Annotated in this window: 14 protein-coding genes and 1 tRNA gene; 6 read left to right on the forward strand and 9 right to left on the reverse strand. The window is 41.4% G+C overall.

The window, feature by feature from the left end; genetic code table 11:
- Positions 1-305: 305 nt before the first annotated feature.
- The 6 genes from clpB to yaaA form a co-directional block, all read right to left on the reverse strand.
- On the reverse strand, positions 306-2,879 hold the full coding sequence (clpB, locus tag BGI33_RS01850) for an ATP-dependent chaperone ClpB (protein WP_100089694.1): 2,574 nt from the start codon (positions 2,877-2,879) through the stop codon (positions 306-308).
- Between the two features lie 635 nt (positions 2,880-3,514).
- Positions 3,515-4,474, reverse strand: coding sequence for a restriction endonuclease (locus BGI33_RS01855; RefSeq protein WP_100089695.1), 960 nt, complete (start codon positions 4,472-4,474; stop codon positions 3,515-3,517).
- 77 nt (positions 4,475-4,551) lie between these two features.
- On the reverse strand, positions 4,552-5,292 hold the full coding sequence (locus BGI33_RS01860) for a hypothetical protein (protein WP_100089696.1): 741 nt from the start codon (positions 5,290-5,292) through the stop codon (positions 4,552-4,554).
- A 42-nt stretch (positions 5,293-5,334) separates the two neighbouring features.
- A complete protein-coding gene (locus BGI33_RS01865) occupies positions 5,335-5,805 on the reverse strand; it encodes a hypothetical protein (RefSeq protein ID WP_100089697.1) in 471 nt (156 codons plus the stop codon).
- Positions 5,806-6,464: 659 nt separating this feature from the next.
- Positions 6,465-6,555, reverse strand: a tRNA-Ser gene (locus tag BGI33_RS01870).
- Between the two features lie 108 nt (positions 6,556-6,663).
- A complete protein-coding gene (gene yaaA / locus BGI33_RS01875; protein WP_100089698.1) occupies positions 6,664-7,446 on the reverse strand; it encodes a peroxide stress protein YaaA in 783 nt (260 codons plus the stop codon).
- Between the two features lie 224 nt (positions 7,447-7,670).
- Here yaaA and BGI33_RS01880 point away from each other — a divergent pair, with 224 nt between their 5' ends.
- The 3 genes from BGI33_RS01880 (at position 7,671) to BGI33_RS01890 (ending at position 11,374) form a co-directional block, all read left to right on the forward strand.
- Positions 7,671-8,855, forward strand: coding sequence for an O-succinylhomoserine sulfhydrylase (locus BGI33_RS01880; RefSeq protein ID WP_100089699.1), 1,185 nt, complete (start codon positions 7,671-7,673; stop codon positions 8,853-8,855).
- A gap of 161 nt (positions 8,856-9,016) precedes the next feature.
- Positions 9,017-9,346: a thioredoxin TrxA gene (gene trxA / locus BGI33_RS01885; protein WP_100089700.1), complete on the forward strand. Its 330-nt coding sequence runs from the start codon at positions 9,017-9,019 to the stop codon at positions 9,344-9,346.
- 762 nt (positions 9,347-10,108) lie between these two features.
- Positions 10,109-11,374: an MFS transporter gene (locus BGI33_RS01890; protein WP_218965100.1), complete on the forward strand. Its 1,266-nt coding sequence runs from the start codon at positions 10,109-10,111 to the stop codon at positions 11,372-11,374.
- 109 nt (positions 11,375-11,483) lie between these two features.
- On the opposite strand, the gene BGI33_RS01895 is transcribed toward BGI33_RS01890, so the two are convergent.
- The 3 genes from BGI33_RS01895 to aroA all read right to left on the reverse strand — a co-directional run bounded on the left by BGI33_RS01895 (position 11,484) and on the right by aroA (position 15,408).
- Positions 11,484-12,881: a phosphomannomutase/phosphoglucomutase gene (locus BGI33_RS01895; RefSeq protein ID WP_100089701.1), complete on the reverse strand. Its 1,398-nt coding sequence runs from the start codon at positions 12,879-12,881 to the stop codon at positions 11,484-11,486.
- Between the two features lie 91 nt (positions 12,882-12,972).
- Positions 12,973-14,013, reverse strand: coding sequence for a Holliday junction branch migration DNA helicase RuvB (ruvB, locus tag BGI33_RS01900; protein WP_100089702.1), 1,041 nt, complete (start codon positions 14,011-14,013; stop codon positions 12,973-12,975).
- 81 nt (positions 14,014-14,094) lie between these two features.
- A complete protein-coding gene (gene aroA / locus BGI33_RS01905; protein WP_100089703.1) occupies positions 14,095-15,408 on the reverse strand; it encodes a 3-phosphoshikimate 1-carboxyvinyltransferase in 1,314 nt (437 codons plus the stop codon).
- Between the two features lie 192 nt (positions 15,409-15,600).
- On the opposite strand from aroA, the gene BGI33_RS01910 reads away from it, so the two are divergent.
- From BGI33_RS01910 to rpsA, 3 genes are all read left to right on the forward strand, one after another.
- Entirely contained in the window at positions 15,601-16,227 is a 627-nt protein-coding gene (locus tag BGI33_RS01910) for a nitric oxide reductase (RefSeq protein WP_143557101.1), read from the forward strand.
- A gap of 221 nt (positions 16,228-16,448) precedes the next feature.
- The gene (gene cmk / locus BGI33_RS01915; RefSeq protein ID WP_100089705.1) at positions 16,449-17,123 is read left to right on the forward strand and encodes a (d)CMP kinase; all 675 of its coding nucleotides are present in this window, start codon (positions 16,449-16,451) and stop codon (positions 17,121-17,123) included.
- A gap of 226 nt (positions 17,124-17,349) precedes the next feature.
- Positions 17,350-19,032, forward strand: a complete 1,683-nt coding sequence (gene rpsA / locus BGI33_RS01920) for a 30S ribosomal protein S1 (protein ID WP_100089706.1) — start codon at positions 17,350-17,352, stop codon at positions 19,030-19,032.

The following is a 19,032-nucleotide window of genomic DNA, read 5'->3' on the forward strand; positions in this document are numbered from 1 at the left end:
ATTTTATAGGTTATAAGGTTATAAACAGAATGAAGATTGCAATCAGCCAGATTTATATTTGATAGTATTGTTTTTCAAACAGAAGAAGATTATTGGCAGACAAATACCCTTATTCTGTTTCAGTAAGAAATTAGTGAACAGAAAAGGGTACATACGGGTCAGCCATTGATGCATGCTGGTCAGTGTCAGACAGCGATTTTCATATTGATGGTTGCATCGAATTGATTTGTAGCAGCGCAAACTAAAACTAAAGCCGATTTATAGTTAAAAGAAACCTGCATTTGTGCAGGTTTCTTGATCCTTTATCAGGCGAAAGTCAGAATACCATTCTGAGCAGTTAACATAATAGTGCTGTCTGGCGCATAATCGCCTGCCAGTAACTCTTTAGCCAATGGGTTTTCAATTTCCGTCTGAATAGCACGTTTCAAGGGGCGGGCACCATAAACTGGGTCAAAGCCCACTTTAGCCAGTACATCCAGAGCAGCGTCATCAACTTGCAAATGCAAATCCATTTTTTCCAGACGCTGGCGCAGGCTAGCCAACTGGATATTGGCAATAGCGCGAATATTTGACTGATTGAGACTATGGAATACCACCACCTCATCAATACGGTTAATCAGTTCAGGACGGAAGTATTGTTTGACTTCTTCCATCACAACCGCCTTGATGGCTTCATAATCATCACTCACCATCTTCTGGATTTCCTGACTGCCGATATTGGATGTCATCACAATAACTGTGTTTTTGAAATCCACCGTTCGTCCCTGACCATCAGTCAAACGGCCATCGTCCAGTACCTGCAACAGAATATTGAAAACATCCGGATGAGCTTTTTCCACTTCATCCAGCAAAACTACACTATATGGATTACGCCGTACCTGTTCAGTCAGAAAGCCGCCTTCTTCATACCCGACATAGCCGGGAGGCGCACCAATCAAACGTGCTACGGAATGTTTTTCCATATATTCAGACATATCCACCCGAATCAGATGGGTTTCACTGTCGAACAGAAAGCTTGCCAGTGTTTTGCAGAGTTCCGTTTTGCCGACACCCGTAGGACCGAGAAACAGAAAGCTGCCATAAGGTTTGTTCGGGTCTGCCAGGCCAGAGCGTGAACGGCGAATGGCATCTGCTACTGCCCGAACCGCTTCATCCTGTCCAACTACACGCTCATGTAGCACTTCTTCGATTTTGAGTAATTTTTCCCGCTCACCCGCCATCATTTTGGATACTGGAATACCGGTCATGCGAGAAACAATTTCAGCAATTTCTTCCGAACCTACTTTAGTACGTAACAGCTTGTTAGGCTGATTATCTTGCTGGCCACTGTCAGCTGCCTGCAACTGCGCTTCCAATCGTGGCAACTCTTCATATTGTAGTTTGGCCACTTCTTCCCATTTACCATCACGTTTGAGTGCATCCATCTTAATTTTGAGCTGGTCAATCTGCTCTTTAATGGTTACGCTACCTTGAGCTTTGGCACGCTCCGCTTTCCAGATTTCATCCAGATTGGCAAATTCGCGTTTAACATTATCTAGCTCCTCATCCAGCAAAGCCAAGCGCTTTTTACTCGCTTCATCATTTTCTTTAATCAGGGAGGCACGTTCGATTTCGAGCTGGATTTCGCGGCGTTTAAGTTTATCCATGCTTTCCGGCATAGACTGGCTTTCAACTTTAATCAGTGAAGCAGCCTCATCAATTAAATCAATTGCCTTATCTGGTAGAAAGCGGTCGGTAATATAGCGATTAGATAATTCTGCTGCGGCCACAATTGCAGGATCAGTAATTTCTACACCATGATAAATTTCATAGCGTTCCTGTAAACCGCGTAAAATCGCAATAGTGTCTTCTACCGTAGGTTCTTTAACCAGTACTTTCTGAAAACGCCGCTCCAGAGCAGGGTCTTTTTCAATGTACTGGCGATATTCATCCAGTGTAGTAGCACCAATGCAGTGCAATTCACCGCGTGCCAGTGCTGGCTTGAGCATATTGCCGGCATCCATGGCACCATCTGCCTTGCCTGCGCCCACTAAGGTATGAATTTCATCAATAAAAATAATCGTATTACCTTCATCTTTGGCCAGATCATTGAGTACCGCTTTCAAACGCTCTTCAAATTCTCCACGGAATTTGGCGCCAGCAATTAGGCTGGCCAGATCAAGCATCAGCAAACGTTTATTGCGCAAAGAATCCGGAACTTCATTATTGACAATCCGCTGCGCCAAACCTTCAACAATCGCTGTTTTACCAACGCCGGGTTCGCCAATCAACACTGGATTATTTTTAGTGCGCCGTTCCAGCACCAGAATCGTACGCCGTATTTCATCATCGCGTCCAATCACTGGATCCAGCTTGCCGGCGCGAGCTTTTTCTGTCAGGTCGGTTGTATATTTTTTCAGTGCTTCACGTTGGTCTTCTGCATTTGGATTATCCACACTTGCACCTCCACGAACGGCATCAATGGCCATATTTAATTTATCTTCTGTAGCACCAGCCTGTTTCAGAATACGGCCACACTGACCATTTTCCTGGACGGCAGCCAGCAGGAATAACTCACTGGCAATATAAGCATCATTACGCTTAGTAGCAGCCTTATCCATCAGATTTAAAATATGCTGCAACTCTGTACTGGGCAGAATTTCTCCGCCCTGACCGGAAACCTTGGGCAAGCCGCCGATAGTGGCTTCAATTTGCTGTTTTACCTGTGCTACATTCACACCAGCTTGTGTTAGCAGGGCTGCACTGCCACTATCGGTATCATCAAATAAGGCTTTCAACACGAAAATTGCCTCAAGATAGCCAGCATCCTGTCCAAGCGCAAGACTTTGTGCATCCTGTAATGCCTGCTGAAACTTTGCGGTAAGCTTATCGAATCGCATCTAATTTCCTTTATTTAAATTTTCATTGATAGAAATATTGGTATTAGAAAATTAATGTCAAGGGCTAATATTGCTAAAAATCCATTTCGTATATAAGTTATTGTTTTTAAATTAAAATGTTTGAATTTGGGCAGTTGTATATTATTTCTTCAAGCAGTATATAAATATTAGAATCACTTTATATGACTGATTTATTTAATTATCAATAAACAAAATACAATAGGTAGTATAATAGTTGTTCAAAGTATAAAAATAATTTCCTTACTCTGCTAAATTAGCAATTCAATTCTGCTGGAAACCAATGCAAAAATTCCACACAGCAAAAGACACAGAATAAATCAGGTAATTTTATTAATTCTTCAAATTTGGCTGTTTTTGCGTCATATCATGTTCTTACAGAAAAAGTAATAAAATTATAGATATAAATGGCTAGCAGTATCGGATTAATAGTGAAATATCAGCTAAGAATGGTTGGCAGAATTTCACAAATTTTGTGAGTATATCTGTGGATAACTATAAAAAAACAAGGTGAATCAAACCAATCTTATAGTGATTAAAATTTGGGCAATTTTTCCACTTAATTTCAGATAAAAGCTTGCCGTAAAAAAATTCTTTAAAAAAATCATTCTTTATTTTTAGAACAAAATTTCTAAAAACGGATTTTTGTCTATGCTGGCAGCTGCGGATTTACGCTTCAAGAATTCAACCAAGTCGCCTTGGCGTTGAAGTAGCATGACGAACTCATGTAATGAACATAGAAACATCGTTTTCTTATTAAGGATATTTCGACATTCAGTCATTACTGCGTCAGTATATCCGTTGGTAGCGATAAAAATACCGTGTGCATCGGTACGAGAAAAAAGGCGGTATAGATGTGGTGTAAACTCAGCCATGCCTACAGGTGAATTTAGCCATTTCATTTCGACAAGATGTATTTGTCCATTCAATTCGATAACGCCATCAATCTGCTCAAGTACCACGCCTGTATTATGATCTTGGCGGCGGAAGTCTTGGCGCATTAATATTCCATATGCCTGGAATAGGTCATTTAGCACAAGCTCCAGTAGCTTACCACGTTGATGTGGCTTGTCATCCATTGTGAAAAGTGCTGATAGCCGATTTTTAATGTCATCCAGCATTTTTTGCTTTTCAATGATTGCGTTGCGTTCAGCATACTGTTTTGCTAGTCGCTCATTTCGTTCAGCATCTCGCTCTTTCTTCATTCGAGTAAACGAGTCTTTCTTATGAACAACTTCGCGGATGCTGGCAACTAATCCTTTGGCTTTAAGTTGGTCATTTTCCCAGCAAGTTTCGAAACTCTCAAATTCTACAACTCGTTTCAAGATTTCACGGCGGACACGGAGAGCACTGTCTCCGCGGGCATTTACATTGGTTAAAACAGTACGGACAATATCATATTTATTAATCGTATTAGGACTATGTAACACTAAATTTGCGACTTCAGTGATATCTTCCGGTGCAACACCAGCTCCACGAAAAAACAAGACAACATCTTTCTTGCTGCGACAAAGTAAAGGAATAGTATCAACAAGTAAGTTGAACAACTCTGGTGGATAGTGGAAAGCTTCTGCCATTTTGTTTAAGCCTACTCTTCAATCTCTGGTCTGATTTATGCTTTTTATAACTTAAAGCCCATTTTCCTGAAATTTAATTATTTCCAAAAATAATCTACACCAAATGCAGCCATAAAACCGCCTATAAATGCACCTACAGGAACGCAAACTACAGCACCAGGGCCACAAGTTAAGCCAGCAGCTCCTCCTGCCATCGAACCGGCAAATCCGGCAGCCATCATCGAACCTTCTTTTAACGTAGCATTTACTTTATTTTCTGCTGTCCAAATATTGTAGGCAGAAATAGCTAGTGAAATAGCTATAAATCCTCGTGCACATTTTGAAAAAACTAGTAATCGAGAATCAACAGCTGAGTTGGACACACCTGCCTTTATGACAATCTTTGCATGGACAGCATCCATTTTTACTTGACTTCTAAGTGAATTAGAATTTGACTTGTATAACTCATTCGCATATTTATTTTGTAAATCTGAGAATTCTAAACCATTAGACTTTAATTTTTTTGCAATAGAAAGACCAATTGGCCATGTTTTGTCTCTAGATAATTTCAATAATTCATTTCTAGCATTACTGGCTTGTTTGGCAGCTTCTTGCCATGTCATTTTGCCTGCAAAAACTTCATTGCGAAAGCCATCACTCATTTTTTTGATTTCGTTGCGATACTCGGTTCTAACTTTATTATCATGAATACCTTGCAGCATAATGCCATCGGCAACATATTGAATAGAACGAATAGTAGATTCGAATTCCTTTTCATATTCTTGGTCATTATCTTTAATTGGCATGATTAAGTCTTGTTGATGAATAGTATTTTCCAAAATATCTCCTTTCGTGAAATTGATAGTCCTAAAATTGTATTACTATGCTTTAATTTCTGTAATTGAAAAATAACGTTTAAATGCGAATGGACGTTGAACTACAAAAAGTGCTTTAAATGAAATTGGGAAAGTTTTGGCAGGTTGTTTAAATAGGGTAAGTAACCATCCATTTGCAGTAATAAATTTAAAGAAAATAGTGTTATCTGCTTTTATTTGAATACTGGATACATCACCATAGGCATAACCATATAAATTACCGATAATGGCATAATCAATTACTTTATCTCGATATGGATCCAGCAAATATATATGTAGTAATTCTTCAAAGCAACCACCATCTAACGTTACGAATATGAGGATATATTTATCCTGATAACTAAACGCTGCTTCCAGAAAAGCACCAGACACAGAAATATTATGATGAATACCATCTATTTCGATATGGGAAAAGATATTGCCATTTTTATCGGGTGGTAAAGGTTTTAATATAATGTTTGAAATAGGCTTTATCATGACTTATTGCACATTAAAGTACATAAAGCAATATTGTAATGATAATTATAGTATATTAAATGAATGTCGCATTCAAGAATATAATGATAATTATTATTCAAAGAACATTAAAACCTTTATTTGAATATATTTTGCATGTATGTATAGCAGGAAAATCTAATCGGTTTACATTTTATAATTTTTGAAGAAGATGCATTCGAGACTTGTATTTAGTGATGTGAGGTCTTTTTACCCTAGGTATACTGCGTGGGTAAATGATATTAGCAAAAATATATGTAACAGTGGTTGCAATAACCACCCTTACTAAAAATCGTTGACAATATGTATTACGTAATTCTATAAATCTTATCTCTGATTATTTAACTATATCTGTTTTATTATCACTTAAATGTTTATAGCTTACACGCTACTACTTCTTACTTGAGGGCAATAAATATATTAGATACCTTCACCGGAGTGTTTGTATAGTTTGTTTGTCGCGCCGATTTTGCTTGGAAAGGGTAACGACTTTGGTTATGTATCATGTATTAAGATATAACTTAGTTTTGAAATACCTAAAATACCACACAAATTTAAATAAAAAAATCACCTAAATAATGGTTATTCAGGTGATTTTTTAGATTTTAAACACTAATAAAGGTGTTTAAAGAATAATGTTTTGGCGGAAGCGGTGAGATTCGAACTCACGGTGGGCTATCAACCCACGACGGTTTTCAAGACCGTTGCATTAAACCGCTCTGCCACGCTTCCGTCTTTGAAGATGCGCATATTAGACGATAAATGCGCCTTTGCCAAGTATTTTATTTAGGTAAAGTGGGCTTTTTTGGCTAAATCATTCATTTTATTTTTGATTAAATTTTAATGATGGGCGTTTTCATCACGCAGGAATACCCACTGTTTGTCGCTGGATGAGGCTTTATCATAATAATAGCCTTCGTAATCGAAACCTTTTAACTCTTCTGGCTCAGTTAACTGCTTCTCGGCTGCATAGCGCATGAATAAACCACGTGCACGCTTGGCATAAAAGCTGATAATTTTATATTCGCCATTTTTTTGGTCTTTGAACACAGGAGTAATCACTGGAGCAGAAAGCTTTGAGGGCTTTATCGCTTTGAAATACTCCTGTGAGGCGAGGTTGATTAACACCTGATCCTGTACTGCCTGCATATTTTGCTCAATGGTACTGGTAATAATATCGCCCCAGAATGCATATAAATCCTTGCCGTAAGGATTAGCAAGTTTGGTGCCCATCTCCAGACGATAAGGCTGAATCAAATCCAGTGGCTTGAGTACACCGTATAAACCGGAAAGAATCGCCAGATGTTGCTGTAAATAGTTTAATCCCGCTTCTGATAAATGGCCTGCATCCAGTCCTTCATAAACATCACCATTGAAAAGATAGACAGCCTGCTTGGCATTATCCGGGGTAAATGGTGGCTGCCAGTGATGATAGCGTTCGGCATTCTGCAAGGCGAGCTTGTCGGAGATACTCATTAAGGTAGCAATTTCATGCGGAGCCAGTTGTTGTAATAATGGCATTAGCTGCCGTGCCTGTGGCAGTAATTGTGGCTGTGTGTACTGCTTGGTAGTAATTTCTACTGTTTCATTGAGTTTTTTTGCGGGTGATATCACAAAATACATTTTTTTTCCTTAATGTTTGGCTATTGCTCTTGTGCGTGTACGGTCTGTGCCCTGATTAATATCAGGGCAAAACGATATGCTTGGCATGGATAGCTGTTTGCGTATGTATGGGGTTTGATATTAAAGAATACTATATTCTGAATTTTAGATAAGCTGGTTATTTGCATAATCATAAAAAAAGCGGCACAATTCTTTACTCATATTTATAGATAAATTAAACAATCATGTCTACTTTACAACTGCATCCGGAAACCATTGCAATCCGGGGTGCTAAGGAACAAACCTCGTACAATGAACATAATTCTGCATTGTTTTTAACCAGCAGCTTTATGTTTGATAGTGCGGAAGCTGGTGCTGCTCTGTTTGCCGGTTCAACTCAGGGTTATACCTATACGCGCACCAACAATCCTACTGTAGCGGCTTTTCAGGCACGAGTGGCACAACTGGAGCAGGGTGAGGCAGGATTGGCTACTTCCACCGGTATGGCCGCAATCAACGCTGTTTTTCTGGCTTTATTAAAAGCTGGTGACCATCTGGTGGCCAGTAAAAGCCTGTTTGGTACCACTATTGGCTTACTGAATAATATACTACCCAGATTCGGAATTGAGGTAACGCTGGTTAGTCAGACTGATATGGCCGAATGGCAGGCTGCTATCCGGCCCAATACCAGAATGCTGTTTGTGGAAACGCCATCCAATCCGCTGAATGAACTGGCTGACATTGCCAAGTTGGCAGAAATGGCACATCGCCATCAGGCTTTGCTGGTAGTGGATAACAGCTTTCTGTCACCGGCGCTACAGCAGCCGTTATCTCTTGGGGCTGATTTATCTGTGCAGTCTGCGACCAAGGCAATTGATGGCCATGGGCGGGTGATGGGAGGTGTTATCTGTGGTAGCGCAGCCTTAATTAATGAAATTTTTCTACATGTACGCACCACTGGCGAGGTATTGTCTCCATTTAATGCATGGGTGCTGTTAAGTGGTGTGGAAACTTTATATATTCGTATGGAAAAACAGTGTGCCAATGCACTGGAAGTGGCGCAGTTTCTTTCTACCCAGCCGCAGGTTGTTGCCGTGCACTATACAGGCATGACTAATCACCCGCAGAAAGCGCTGGTACACAAGCAGCAGCAGGGTGGCGGTATTGTGGTGGCCTTTGAGGTTAAAGGGGGGCAACAGGCTGCATGGCAGGTAATTGATACATTAACACTCTTTAGTAAAACTGCTAATCTTGGTGATGTGAAATCTACGGTTACCCATCCATGGACAACCACGCATGGCCGGATGGCTCCAGAGGCCAAGCTTGATGCCGGTATCCAGCCTGGCCTAATCCGTTTATCTATCGGACTGGAACATGCTGCTGACTTAAAAGCGGATTTGTCTAACGCATTAAGTCAGGTTAACTTTTGATATGATATAAAGAAATTTTTTAGGTAATTTATATAGCCAGTAACAGCTAATTTTTTATGGTGCTGTATATTATGCAGCAGTTTAGTTTTGGATACTTCTATTGCATTAATGGCTATTTGGCTATATTTTATATATACAACCGATAATAAAAGGAAATCATAATGAGTAGTGATTTAATTGTTCATATAGGCGATGGCAACTTTGAGCAGGAAGTTTTACAGGCGGATACACCAGTATTGCTGGATTTCTGGGCTCCTTGGTGTGGTCCTTGTAAAATGATTGCGCCAATTCTGGATGATTTGGCTTCAGCTTATCAGGGTAAACTGAAAATTGTTAAGCTTAATGTTGATGAAAATCAGGAAACTCCGGCCAAATTTAATGTTCGTGGCATACCTACGCTGATGATTTTTAAAGATGGAGCCAGTGTGGCTACAAAAGTGGGAGCCTTGAATAAAGGACAACTGGAAGCGTTTATTAATGCTTCAATATAATTATTAGTTTTCAATTTTATTTGTGTCCTCTGGCTGACAGGGATAAATACAGGCTGAATAAAAGGCTTGCTACTTATTCTGTCTTTTATGAGGACATAATTTCATATTCTGCCGGTACCTGTATTTAATGGCGATGTTTGCACTGATATTATTGTTTTTGGAAGTATTTTATTTGATATCAATGGTTAAGCCCCAGTCTGTACCAGTTTCTAGTATTGTTTCTGTTTGCTAAACAGATTTTCTACATTTCTATGCATAATATCAGTATGCAGAATAAATCGAAGTAACCCAGGAATTTATATCTGGCTGTTTTTATAATCTTTCATAAGCCAGATTTCAGCACAGTATTATTAACAGAATCAATAATATTTTGCCGGATTAATTCTTTAGGGTGTAAATCCAGAATGTAAACGAAATCATCGTTATTCAGAATAATTAATAATCAGCATCATTTGCACTGATATTATAAGTTCTCTATTATGTGTAAATATATTGTAAACTGAAATTCAATAATCACGCCAATATAGTTTTTTTTGTAAAATTAGAGAGCGGATTTTATTGTTTTGGTATTTTGAAGATAGCACATCTTTTATCATAACACTAAAATTGAATTAATATTTAATTTTATTGTTTAAAATAATGTAATTTGAGTGTATTGTATCTAATCTGGAATTAGGATTAACTTTATTGTGCACGTATCGTGGGTTTTGTTAGAATGATTTTGTGAAATTTCATTCGGAATTAAATGAAAGCGAGTACGCTATGAATCATAAATCCAAGGTGTCAGTATCTCCTCCCGGTGGTGATCAAGCCAGCATGTTAAATAAAACATTTGTAATTGCTTGGCTTATCTGCGCTATTTTCTATTTTGTTCAATATGCATTGCGTTCTGCACCAAGTATTATGCAGACCGAAATGATAGCTACTTTGAGGATTTCCAAAGTTGAAATGGCCGGAATCATAGGTCTGTATTTTTATTCTTATGCTTTCTTTGCATTGGTGTCGGGCGTGCTGCTGGATCGTATCGGGCCACGTTTCACTGCATCATTAGGTATTATTCTGGTAGCTGCTGGCTGTATTCTGTTTTGCTCCGGTACGGTTATTACCGCTCAATCTGGCCGTTTCTTACAGGGTGCCGGTTCCGGGTTGGCCTTTACCAGTGCCGTGTTTCTGGCTACACGTGGTTTCCCCAAAAAATGGCTGGCTACTGCGGTTGGCATGACACAATGTTTCGGTATGCTCGGTGGTTTCATGGGGCAGGCTGTTGTATCACCGATTATTAAAAATCAGGTGATGACCTGGCAAATGTTCTGGATGGTTGCTGCCGGTGTTCTGGGCGTGGTGTTTTTTGCTTCTGTAATCATTACCCCCCGCACGCGCGAAGGTAAAATCGACTGGACCGGTTTGAGCCATCCTTATCTTGTGGTACTGAAAAATCCGCAGTCCTATATCTGCGCTTTCATTGGTGCCATGATGTTTATGCCTACTAATGTAGGTAATATTGCCTGGGGTAATCAGTTTTTGCAGGAAGGTTTAGGTGTCACTGAGGATGCTGCTTTGCGTCTGGCCATGGTTCCACTGGGTTGGGTGATTGGCTGTCCCATTCTGGGCTATTTATCAGACGTGATTGGTCGTCGTAAACCTGTTGTTATGGGTAGTATTATTGCTATGGTTATTACCGGTGGTATTATTGTCTATCTGCCTAATACTATGCCACCTTATATAATGGGTTTGCTATTAGGTGTTGCTTCTGGCGCGGCAATGATTCCTTACACCATGATTAAAGAAGTTAATCCTGATGAGGTTAAAGGTACTGCTACAGGTGTGATTAACTTTTTCGTGTTTGTGATCAGTGCGATAATGACAAATCTGTTCAGTATGCTGATTGCTCACTTAACCAGCGCAGAAGGTGGCCAGTTAAGTCTGAAGGTTTTCCAGACTGCTGATCTTATTTTTGTTGGTGGTTTGGTTCTGGCTTTTATCATGACAATATTTGTACGCGAAACCGGTAGTAAAGCTAAAGCTTAAATTGTATAAACTGGTTTTCTGGCCAGTTTGGAAATTAATTAAACGGCTACTTTAAGTAGCCGTTTTGTGTTTTAGAGCAAATCAGACAGAGTATCCGATGATTATTTATTTACCACGTTTCGCTCCAGCTTAAATCCGGGTTTTGGGAAATCACTGCTTTGAATTGAGCTATGATATTGTCTAAAGCCTGCTGGTTGTCTGCCTCGAAGCGCAATACCAGCACTGGCGTCGTATTGGAGGCGCGCATTAGCCCAAATCCGTCTTTAAATTCTACTCTCAGGCCATCGATGGTGATACGCTCAATTTCATTATCAAACTGTGCAGTTTGTGCCAGACTGGCGATAATTTCGTGTCCTGATTTTCCTGCTGGCACAGCGATATTGAGTTCAGGTGTGGATATACCTTCAGGCAAATCATTTAAAACCGCAGAAGGATTATCGCTGGCAGACAAAATCTCCAGTAAACGTGCGCCGGCATATAGACCATCATCAAAACCTAACCAGCGTTCTTTAAAAAATACGTGACCACTCATTTCGCCAGCCAGTAATGCACCATGCTCCCTGATTGCGGCCTTGATAAAGCTGTGACCGGTTTTACTCATGATGGCTTCGCCGCCATGCTGTTCAATCCAGGGTTTCAGTAATCGGGTGGATTTAACATCATAGATCACTTTTGCGTTTGGATTGCGTGCCAGTACATCGGCTGCAAACAGCATTAGCTGGCGATCAGGGTAGATAATCTGGCCATCTTTGGTTACTACGCCCAGACGATCGCCATCGCCATCGAAAGCCATACCGATTTCTGCATCACTGTTACGCAAAGCCTGAATCAAATCCTGTAGATTGGCCGGTTTAGCCGGGTCAGGATGATGGTTGGGAAAATTGCCATCTACTTCACAAAACAATTCTGTTACTTCACAGCCCAGAGCACGATATAAATCTCCGGCGTAAGCGCCGGCTACTCCGTTTCCTGCATCTATCACAATCTTCATCGGCCGTTTGAGCTGAATGTGACTGGCTATATAGTTGATATATTCAGAGGCAATAGGTAATGGAACAATATTCCCGCTATGTTCAGCAGGGGCGGCTAGCTGGCCGGATTCAATCATTTTGCGTAATGCCTGAATATCGTCACCAGCCAGAGTAATGCCGGCCAGCATCATTTTAAAACCATTGTAATCGGGCGGATTATGGCTGCCGGTAATCATGATGCCGCTACCCTGACAATGCTCGATAGCTGCAAAATATAACATTGGTGTCGCAACCATGCCTACGTCGATGACATTAATTCCGCAGGCAGTAATACCCTGCATCAGACTGGCTGCCAGTATCGGGCCAGAAAGACGGCCGTCGCGGCCAATTGCAATCTGGTTAACACCTTTACTGATGGCTACGGTAGCAATCGCACGGCCAATCAGCTCAGCTGTATCTTTGTTTAGTGAAACATCTACAATGCCACGGATATCATATGCTTTAAATATGCTGGCATCTATCTGTTTTGAGGTCATAAGTTTTTCCTTATTTATTCATTTAATCAATTAAACTGTAGAATATTTTTAATGTTGAACTAAAGATATAGCCAGTTTTTACAGATGTTAATTAAATTTTATTGCTGGGAACAGGCAAGCCAAAATGGCTGTAGCTTACTTCTGTAGCCATGCGTCCTCGTGGTGTTCGCTGTAAAAAACCCTGCTGAATTAAGTAAGGTTCGATAACGTCTTCTATGGTATCGGTTGATTCGCCTATCGCTGCGGCAATGTTGTCCAGACCAACTGGTCCACCTGAAAATTTATATAGAATTGCTTCCAGATATTTGCAGTCCATGACATCCAGTCCGGATTGATCGATGTCTAGCATTTTTAGTGCTGCATCTGCTATTTCGGCATTTATCTGGCCCTGGTGTTTTACTTCAGCATAATCCCGTACACGTCGTAACAGGCGATTGGCAATGCGTGGTGTACCGCGGCTGCGTCTGGCAATTTCAGCAGCACCAGTGTTGTCAATCTGTAGTTGTAGTAGCTGGGCAGAACGAGCAACGATAGTGGTTAAATCAGTGTTGTTATAGAATTCCAGACGTGAAATTATGCCGAAGCGGTCGCGTAAAGGGTTGGTGAGCATGCCTGCGCGTGTGGTAGCGCCAACCAGAGTAAAGGGCGGCAGGTCAATTTTAACTGAGCGTGCAGCGGGGCCTTCGCCAATCATAATGTCTAGCTGGTAATCTTCCAGTGCCGGGTACAGTATTTCTTCTACCACTGGGTTAAGGCGGTGAATTTCGTCTATGAAGAGTACGTCATGTGGCTCAAGATTGGTAAGTAGTGCCGCCAGATCACCAGCCCGTTCCAGTACCGGCCCAGATGTCTGGCGCAAATTGACGCCAAGTTCATGAGCAATGATATGAGCCAGAGTGGTCTTGCCCAGACCGGGCGGGCCAAATAATAATGTATGATCCAAAGCTTCATGCCGTATTTTTGCGGCTTGAATGAAGATGGAAAGTTGTTCCTTGGCTTTGTGCTGGCCAATATAGTCTGTCAGCGCCCGGGGGCGCAAAGCACGCTCCAGCTGTTCTTCCTGTGCTGAAGCGGTTTGTGGGCTGATGACACGCTGTGGCTGTGCACCAGAAAGTTGGTCTGTTTGTAGCATGGCTAAATAAAAAAACAAATTATATCAATAATGGCTTTAGGCCAGAGTAAATAGAAAACAGACTGGGTAAAATTCTGAATTTTAAACAGGTGTGCACATGCTGGCAAAAACCTTGAAGTATTCGGGAAAGGTTTTATTGACACATTGTGGATCATCTATATAGATAGAGGTGCCAAGCAGGCTGACAAGCGAAAAACACATGGCCATTCTGTGATCGTCATAAGTACTGATGTGAACGTCGGCCTGCAATTTTGCTGGAGGGGTAATGCTGATACTGTCCTCTGTGGCCATCACATGAGCACCAAGTTTGCGTAATTCGGCAGTCATGGCGCTGATGCGATCAGTTTCTTTAACGCGCCAGCTGGCAATATTACGAATATGACAAGTGCCTTTGCTGGCCAGAGCCACGATAGCCAGAGTCATGGCGGCATCTGGAATATGATTGGCATCAATATCAAAGGGCAGTATATTCTGATTTGAGGAACGTGATATTTCAATAAACTGTTCACCCCAGAATATTTGTGCACCAATTTTTTCCAGCTCGTGTGCAAAGGCAATATCCCCCTGAATGCTGTTTGCGTCAATGCCATTAATACGGACAGGTTTACCTGATATCAGCCCCGCAGCAAGGAAGTATGAAGCACTGGAGGCATCACCTTCAACATAAATTTGTGCTGGTGCATGATAGTGCTGCCCGGCAGGGAGTTGGAATGTCTGAAAATCTTTGTGACTAATCTGAATGCCGAATTGCTCAAGCAGCTTTAGGGTAATGGCAATGTAAGGTTTGGATATTAATTCACCACAGACATCAATAGTGTAGGCTTTTCCGGTTAGCGGTAGAGCCATCAGTAAGGCGGTTAAAAATTGGCTGGATACATTACCTTTAACGCTAATATGATAATTTGTGTTCTGGCGGGCATGATGGATTTGTAAAGGTGGGAAACCGATCTGTTCCTTATATTCGATTGTTGCACCTACTGTTTGCAGTGCATCAACGAGATCACCAATGGGGCGCTCATGCATACGCGCCACGCCGTGTAAATAATATTCACCCCCTAATATTGCCAGCACTGCTGTTAAAGGTCTGAATGCAGTCCCTGCATTACCAAGAAACAAATCTGCCTGCTGTTGTGGAAATTTACCTTTACACCCGTATACTCTGAGATGTAAGCCTGAGTTTTCACTATCAGCAGGCAACTGTTCAATTTTTATGCCCAGGGTTTTTAACGCTTTCAGCATGTATTGGGTATCATCTGAATCAAGTAAATTATGAATTTCACAGATATTCTCTGCCAGAGCGGCCAGAAGCAGGATACGATTGCTAATGCTTTTGGAACCAGGCAGATTGATGCTGGCAGAATGACAGGTACTGGCTTTTAAATGCAAGGTATTCATGCTGGTATTGGGTAATTTTGGAAGATTTGGCTGGAAGTTTATCAGTTAATTGTGTTACAGGATATGTATATATATCTGCATTTGGGCAAGTATTAACAGGAAAATGTACAAGTGAAGCTTATATATAAATCAGGTAATCACTGGTTATATTAAGTATAATAGTAAATATATTAATATCTTAATGTAATAACTATGAAAATAAACCTAGACTGGCACTGGTCTAAATTTAGTACGGTATGGTTATTAATGCTACTGTGTGTGCCTTTGGTGCAAAAATTGCATATTAATCCCGATTTGGTGTCATTTGTGGAACAGGGGCAAACCTTTTTTTTGTTATTTTGCTTTTTGTTTACTCTGTTATCAACTTTATGCAGTGGATTAACTGGTAAAGAAAGAGCGTTCTGGCTATGGGCATCATTGTGGTGGCTGGTATTGCTGGGGCGTGATCAAAACTGGGGCAGGCAAATTTTTTCTGGTTATCCGCATGCGGTGTATCATGGTATCGCGGCAGTGCTTATTCTTGGGCTAATATTAATGTTGCTATGGCCGCGCTTGCGTGCTGGCATCGAATATTACTATCATCAACCTTTTCCTGCATGGAATTTCCTGCTCGCCGCTGCTGGCTTTTTGTTGGCCGATGCGGTAGAGCGCGGTCGCTGGATTTCACATTTTATTCTGTACAATCCTGTTTATGATGATATGCTGGAAGAATTATATGAGTGTCCCTTTATGTTGGCTTTATTTACTGTATCAGTAGTGTTGCAATGGCGGACAATTGTTCAGATGAAAAGATCATTAAAGCAGGTTGAGGTACAATAATTTATTGTATTTGATAAAAAAAGGAAATTCAGCCATCAGGTATTGAAAGTAAGCCTGATGGCTTGTTAATTTTTTACTGAAACAAATAATAGCAAACAGTGCGGTTGCTTATGGTTAGATTAGATTGTTCGGTATAGAAATTTAATGGTGTCAGACAGTTATCAGTGCTGATTCAAATTCAGTACGATGCGTAAAAAACTTTTGTGAAAAAAGGTAAGGATATGGTTGCGACGCAATTTAAGCCGCGATTGAAAGTAATTGCTATTGATGGCCCCAGTGCATCCGGGAAGGGGACTGTGGCCGCGCAGGTAGCAGCTATTCTGGACAGAGATTATCTGGATTCCGGTGCACTTTATCGATTAACAGCACTGTATGCCTATCAGCAGAATATTGGCTGGCAAAATGAGCATGAAATTGCTGCACTTGCGTACAAATTGCCTGTGGTTTTCAGGACAGATTCCATTTTACTGGATAGCGAGGATGTAACGGCAGCAATTCGCACTGAAAAAATTGGTATGGGTGCATCGGCTATTGCTGCTTTGCCGGCGGTGCGCACTGCGCTACTACAACGCCAGCGGGATTTTTTAACGCCCCGAGGACTGGTGGCTGACGGGCGGGATATGGCTTCAGTAGTGTTTCCGCAGGCCGAACTCAAGATATTTCTTACTGCCAGTGCACAGATACGGGCACAACGGCGTGCCTTACAATTGGGAATAGCTACTGATGGACCAGACTATCAGCAGATACTTGCTGATATTGAAAAACGGGATCAGGCCGACCGCTCCCGTGCTGTTGCCCCCCTCAAACCGGCCAGTGATGCCAGGATTCTCGATACTTCTTCGCTTAGTATTAAAGAAAGTGTAGAAAAAGTACTTGATTGGTATCGAAAAATCTAAAAATAAGTTATAATTCTGGTCTTTTGTACAGGCGTTCAGTGTGTTTGCACATTTGGTAGTATACGAACCTTGTCATAAGTAATTGTTTTACATGATTTTTGTTGCTGGTGTGGTTGTAGCCTGCATCAGCCGCAGTCAGGAGTATTGCTGGCACAGTCAGGGTGTGCCGGCTTTGATTAACTAACTTTCGTATCCCCTGACGATACTTGTTTGAGAACATAAATATATGACTATGGAAAATTTTGCCCAGTTGCTGGAAGAAAGTTTCACCTTGCAAGAGATGAATCCCGGCGAAGTCATCACCGCAGAAGTTGTTGCCATAGACAATAATTTCGTCACTGTGAATGCCGGTCTGAAATCAGAATCTCTGATTGAGGTGAGCGAATTCAAAAATGCAGCGGGCGAGATTGAAGTTAAAGTTGGCGATTTTGTCACTGTAACTATTGAATCTGTGGAAAATGGTTTTGGTGAAACCAAACTGTCACGTGAAAAAGCCAAACGTGCGGCTGACTGGATCAAGCTGGAAGAAGCCATGGAAAATGGTGAAATTCTGTCTGGCGTGATCAATGGTAAAGTCAAAGGCGGCCTGACCGTCATGATTAACAGCATCCGCGCATTCCTGCCGGGTTCGCTGGTAGATGTACGTCCGGTTAAAGACACCTCTCACTTTGAAGGCAAGGAAATTGAATTCAAAGTAATCAAGCTGGACAAACGTCGTAACAACGTTGTGGTTTCTCGCCGTGCAGTACTGGAAGAAACTTTGGGCGAAGAACGTAAAGCATTGCTGGAAAACCTGAAAGAAGGTTCAGTGGTGAAAGGTATTGTGAAAAACATTACCGATTACGGTGCATTCGTTGATCTGGGCGGTATTGATGGCTTGCTGCACATTACCGATCTGGCTTGGCGTCGTGTTAAACATCCAAGTGAAGTACTGGAAGTTGGCCAGGAAGTAGAAGCCAAAGTATTGAAATTCGATCAGGAACGCAGCCGTGTTTCTCTGGGTCTGAAACAATTGGGTGAAGATCCATGGAATGGTCTGGCTCGTCGTTATCCGCAAGGTACCCGTCTGTTTGGTAAAGTAACCAATCTGACTGACTACGGTGCGTTTGTGGAAATCGAACAGGGCATCGAAGGTCTGGTACACGTTTCTGAAATGGACTGGACTAACAAGAATGTTCACCCAAGCAAAGTAGTGCAGATGGGTGATGAAGTAGAAGTGATGATTCTGGAAATTGATGAAGATCGTCGTCGCATCTCTCTGGGCATGAAACAGTGTCAGGCTAATCCATGGCAGGAATTCGAATCCAACCATGAAAAAGGCGACAAAATCAAAGGTGTGGTGAAATCCATTACTGATTTTGGTGTGTTTGTAGGCTTGCCTGGCGGTATTGATGGTCTGGTTCATCTGTCTGACCTGTCATGGACTGATGGTGGCGAAGAAGCTGTACGTCAGTTCAAGAAAGGTGAAGAAGTTGAAGCCGTAGTTCTGGCCATTGATGTTGACAAGGAACGTATTTCTCTTGGCGTGAAACAGTTGGCCGGTGATCCGTTCAGCAATTATGTTAGCGTAAATGACAAGGGCAGCATCGTAACCGGTAAAGTAAAATCACTGGATGCTAAAGGTGCTGTTATTGCATTGGCTGATGATGTTGAAGGCTATCTGCGTGCATCTGAAGTTTCAAATGATCGTGTTGAAGACATTCGCAATGCCTTGAAAGAAGGCGATGATGTTGAAGCAGTGATTACTACCGTAGATCGCAAAAATCGCAGTATCAACCTGTCTATCAAAGCTAAAGATGCACAGGAAAACAGTGCTGCCTTGCGTACATTATCTGCTAATAATGCCTCTGCTGGTACTACCAGCTTGGGTGACTTGTTAAAAGCAAAATTATCTGGTGAAAGCGAATAA

The sequence above is a fragment of the Snodgrassella alvi genome (assembly GCF_002777425.1).
In the GTDB taxonomy this organism is placed as follows: domain Bacteria; phylum Pseudomonadota; class Gammaproteobacteria; order Burkholderiales; family Neisseriaceae; genus Snodgrassella; species Snodgrassella alvi_B.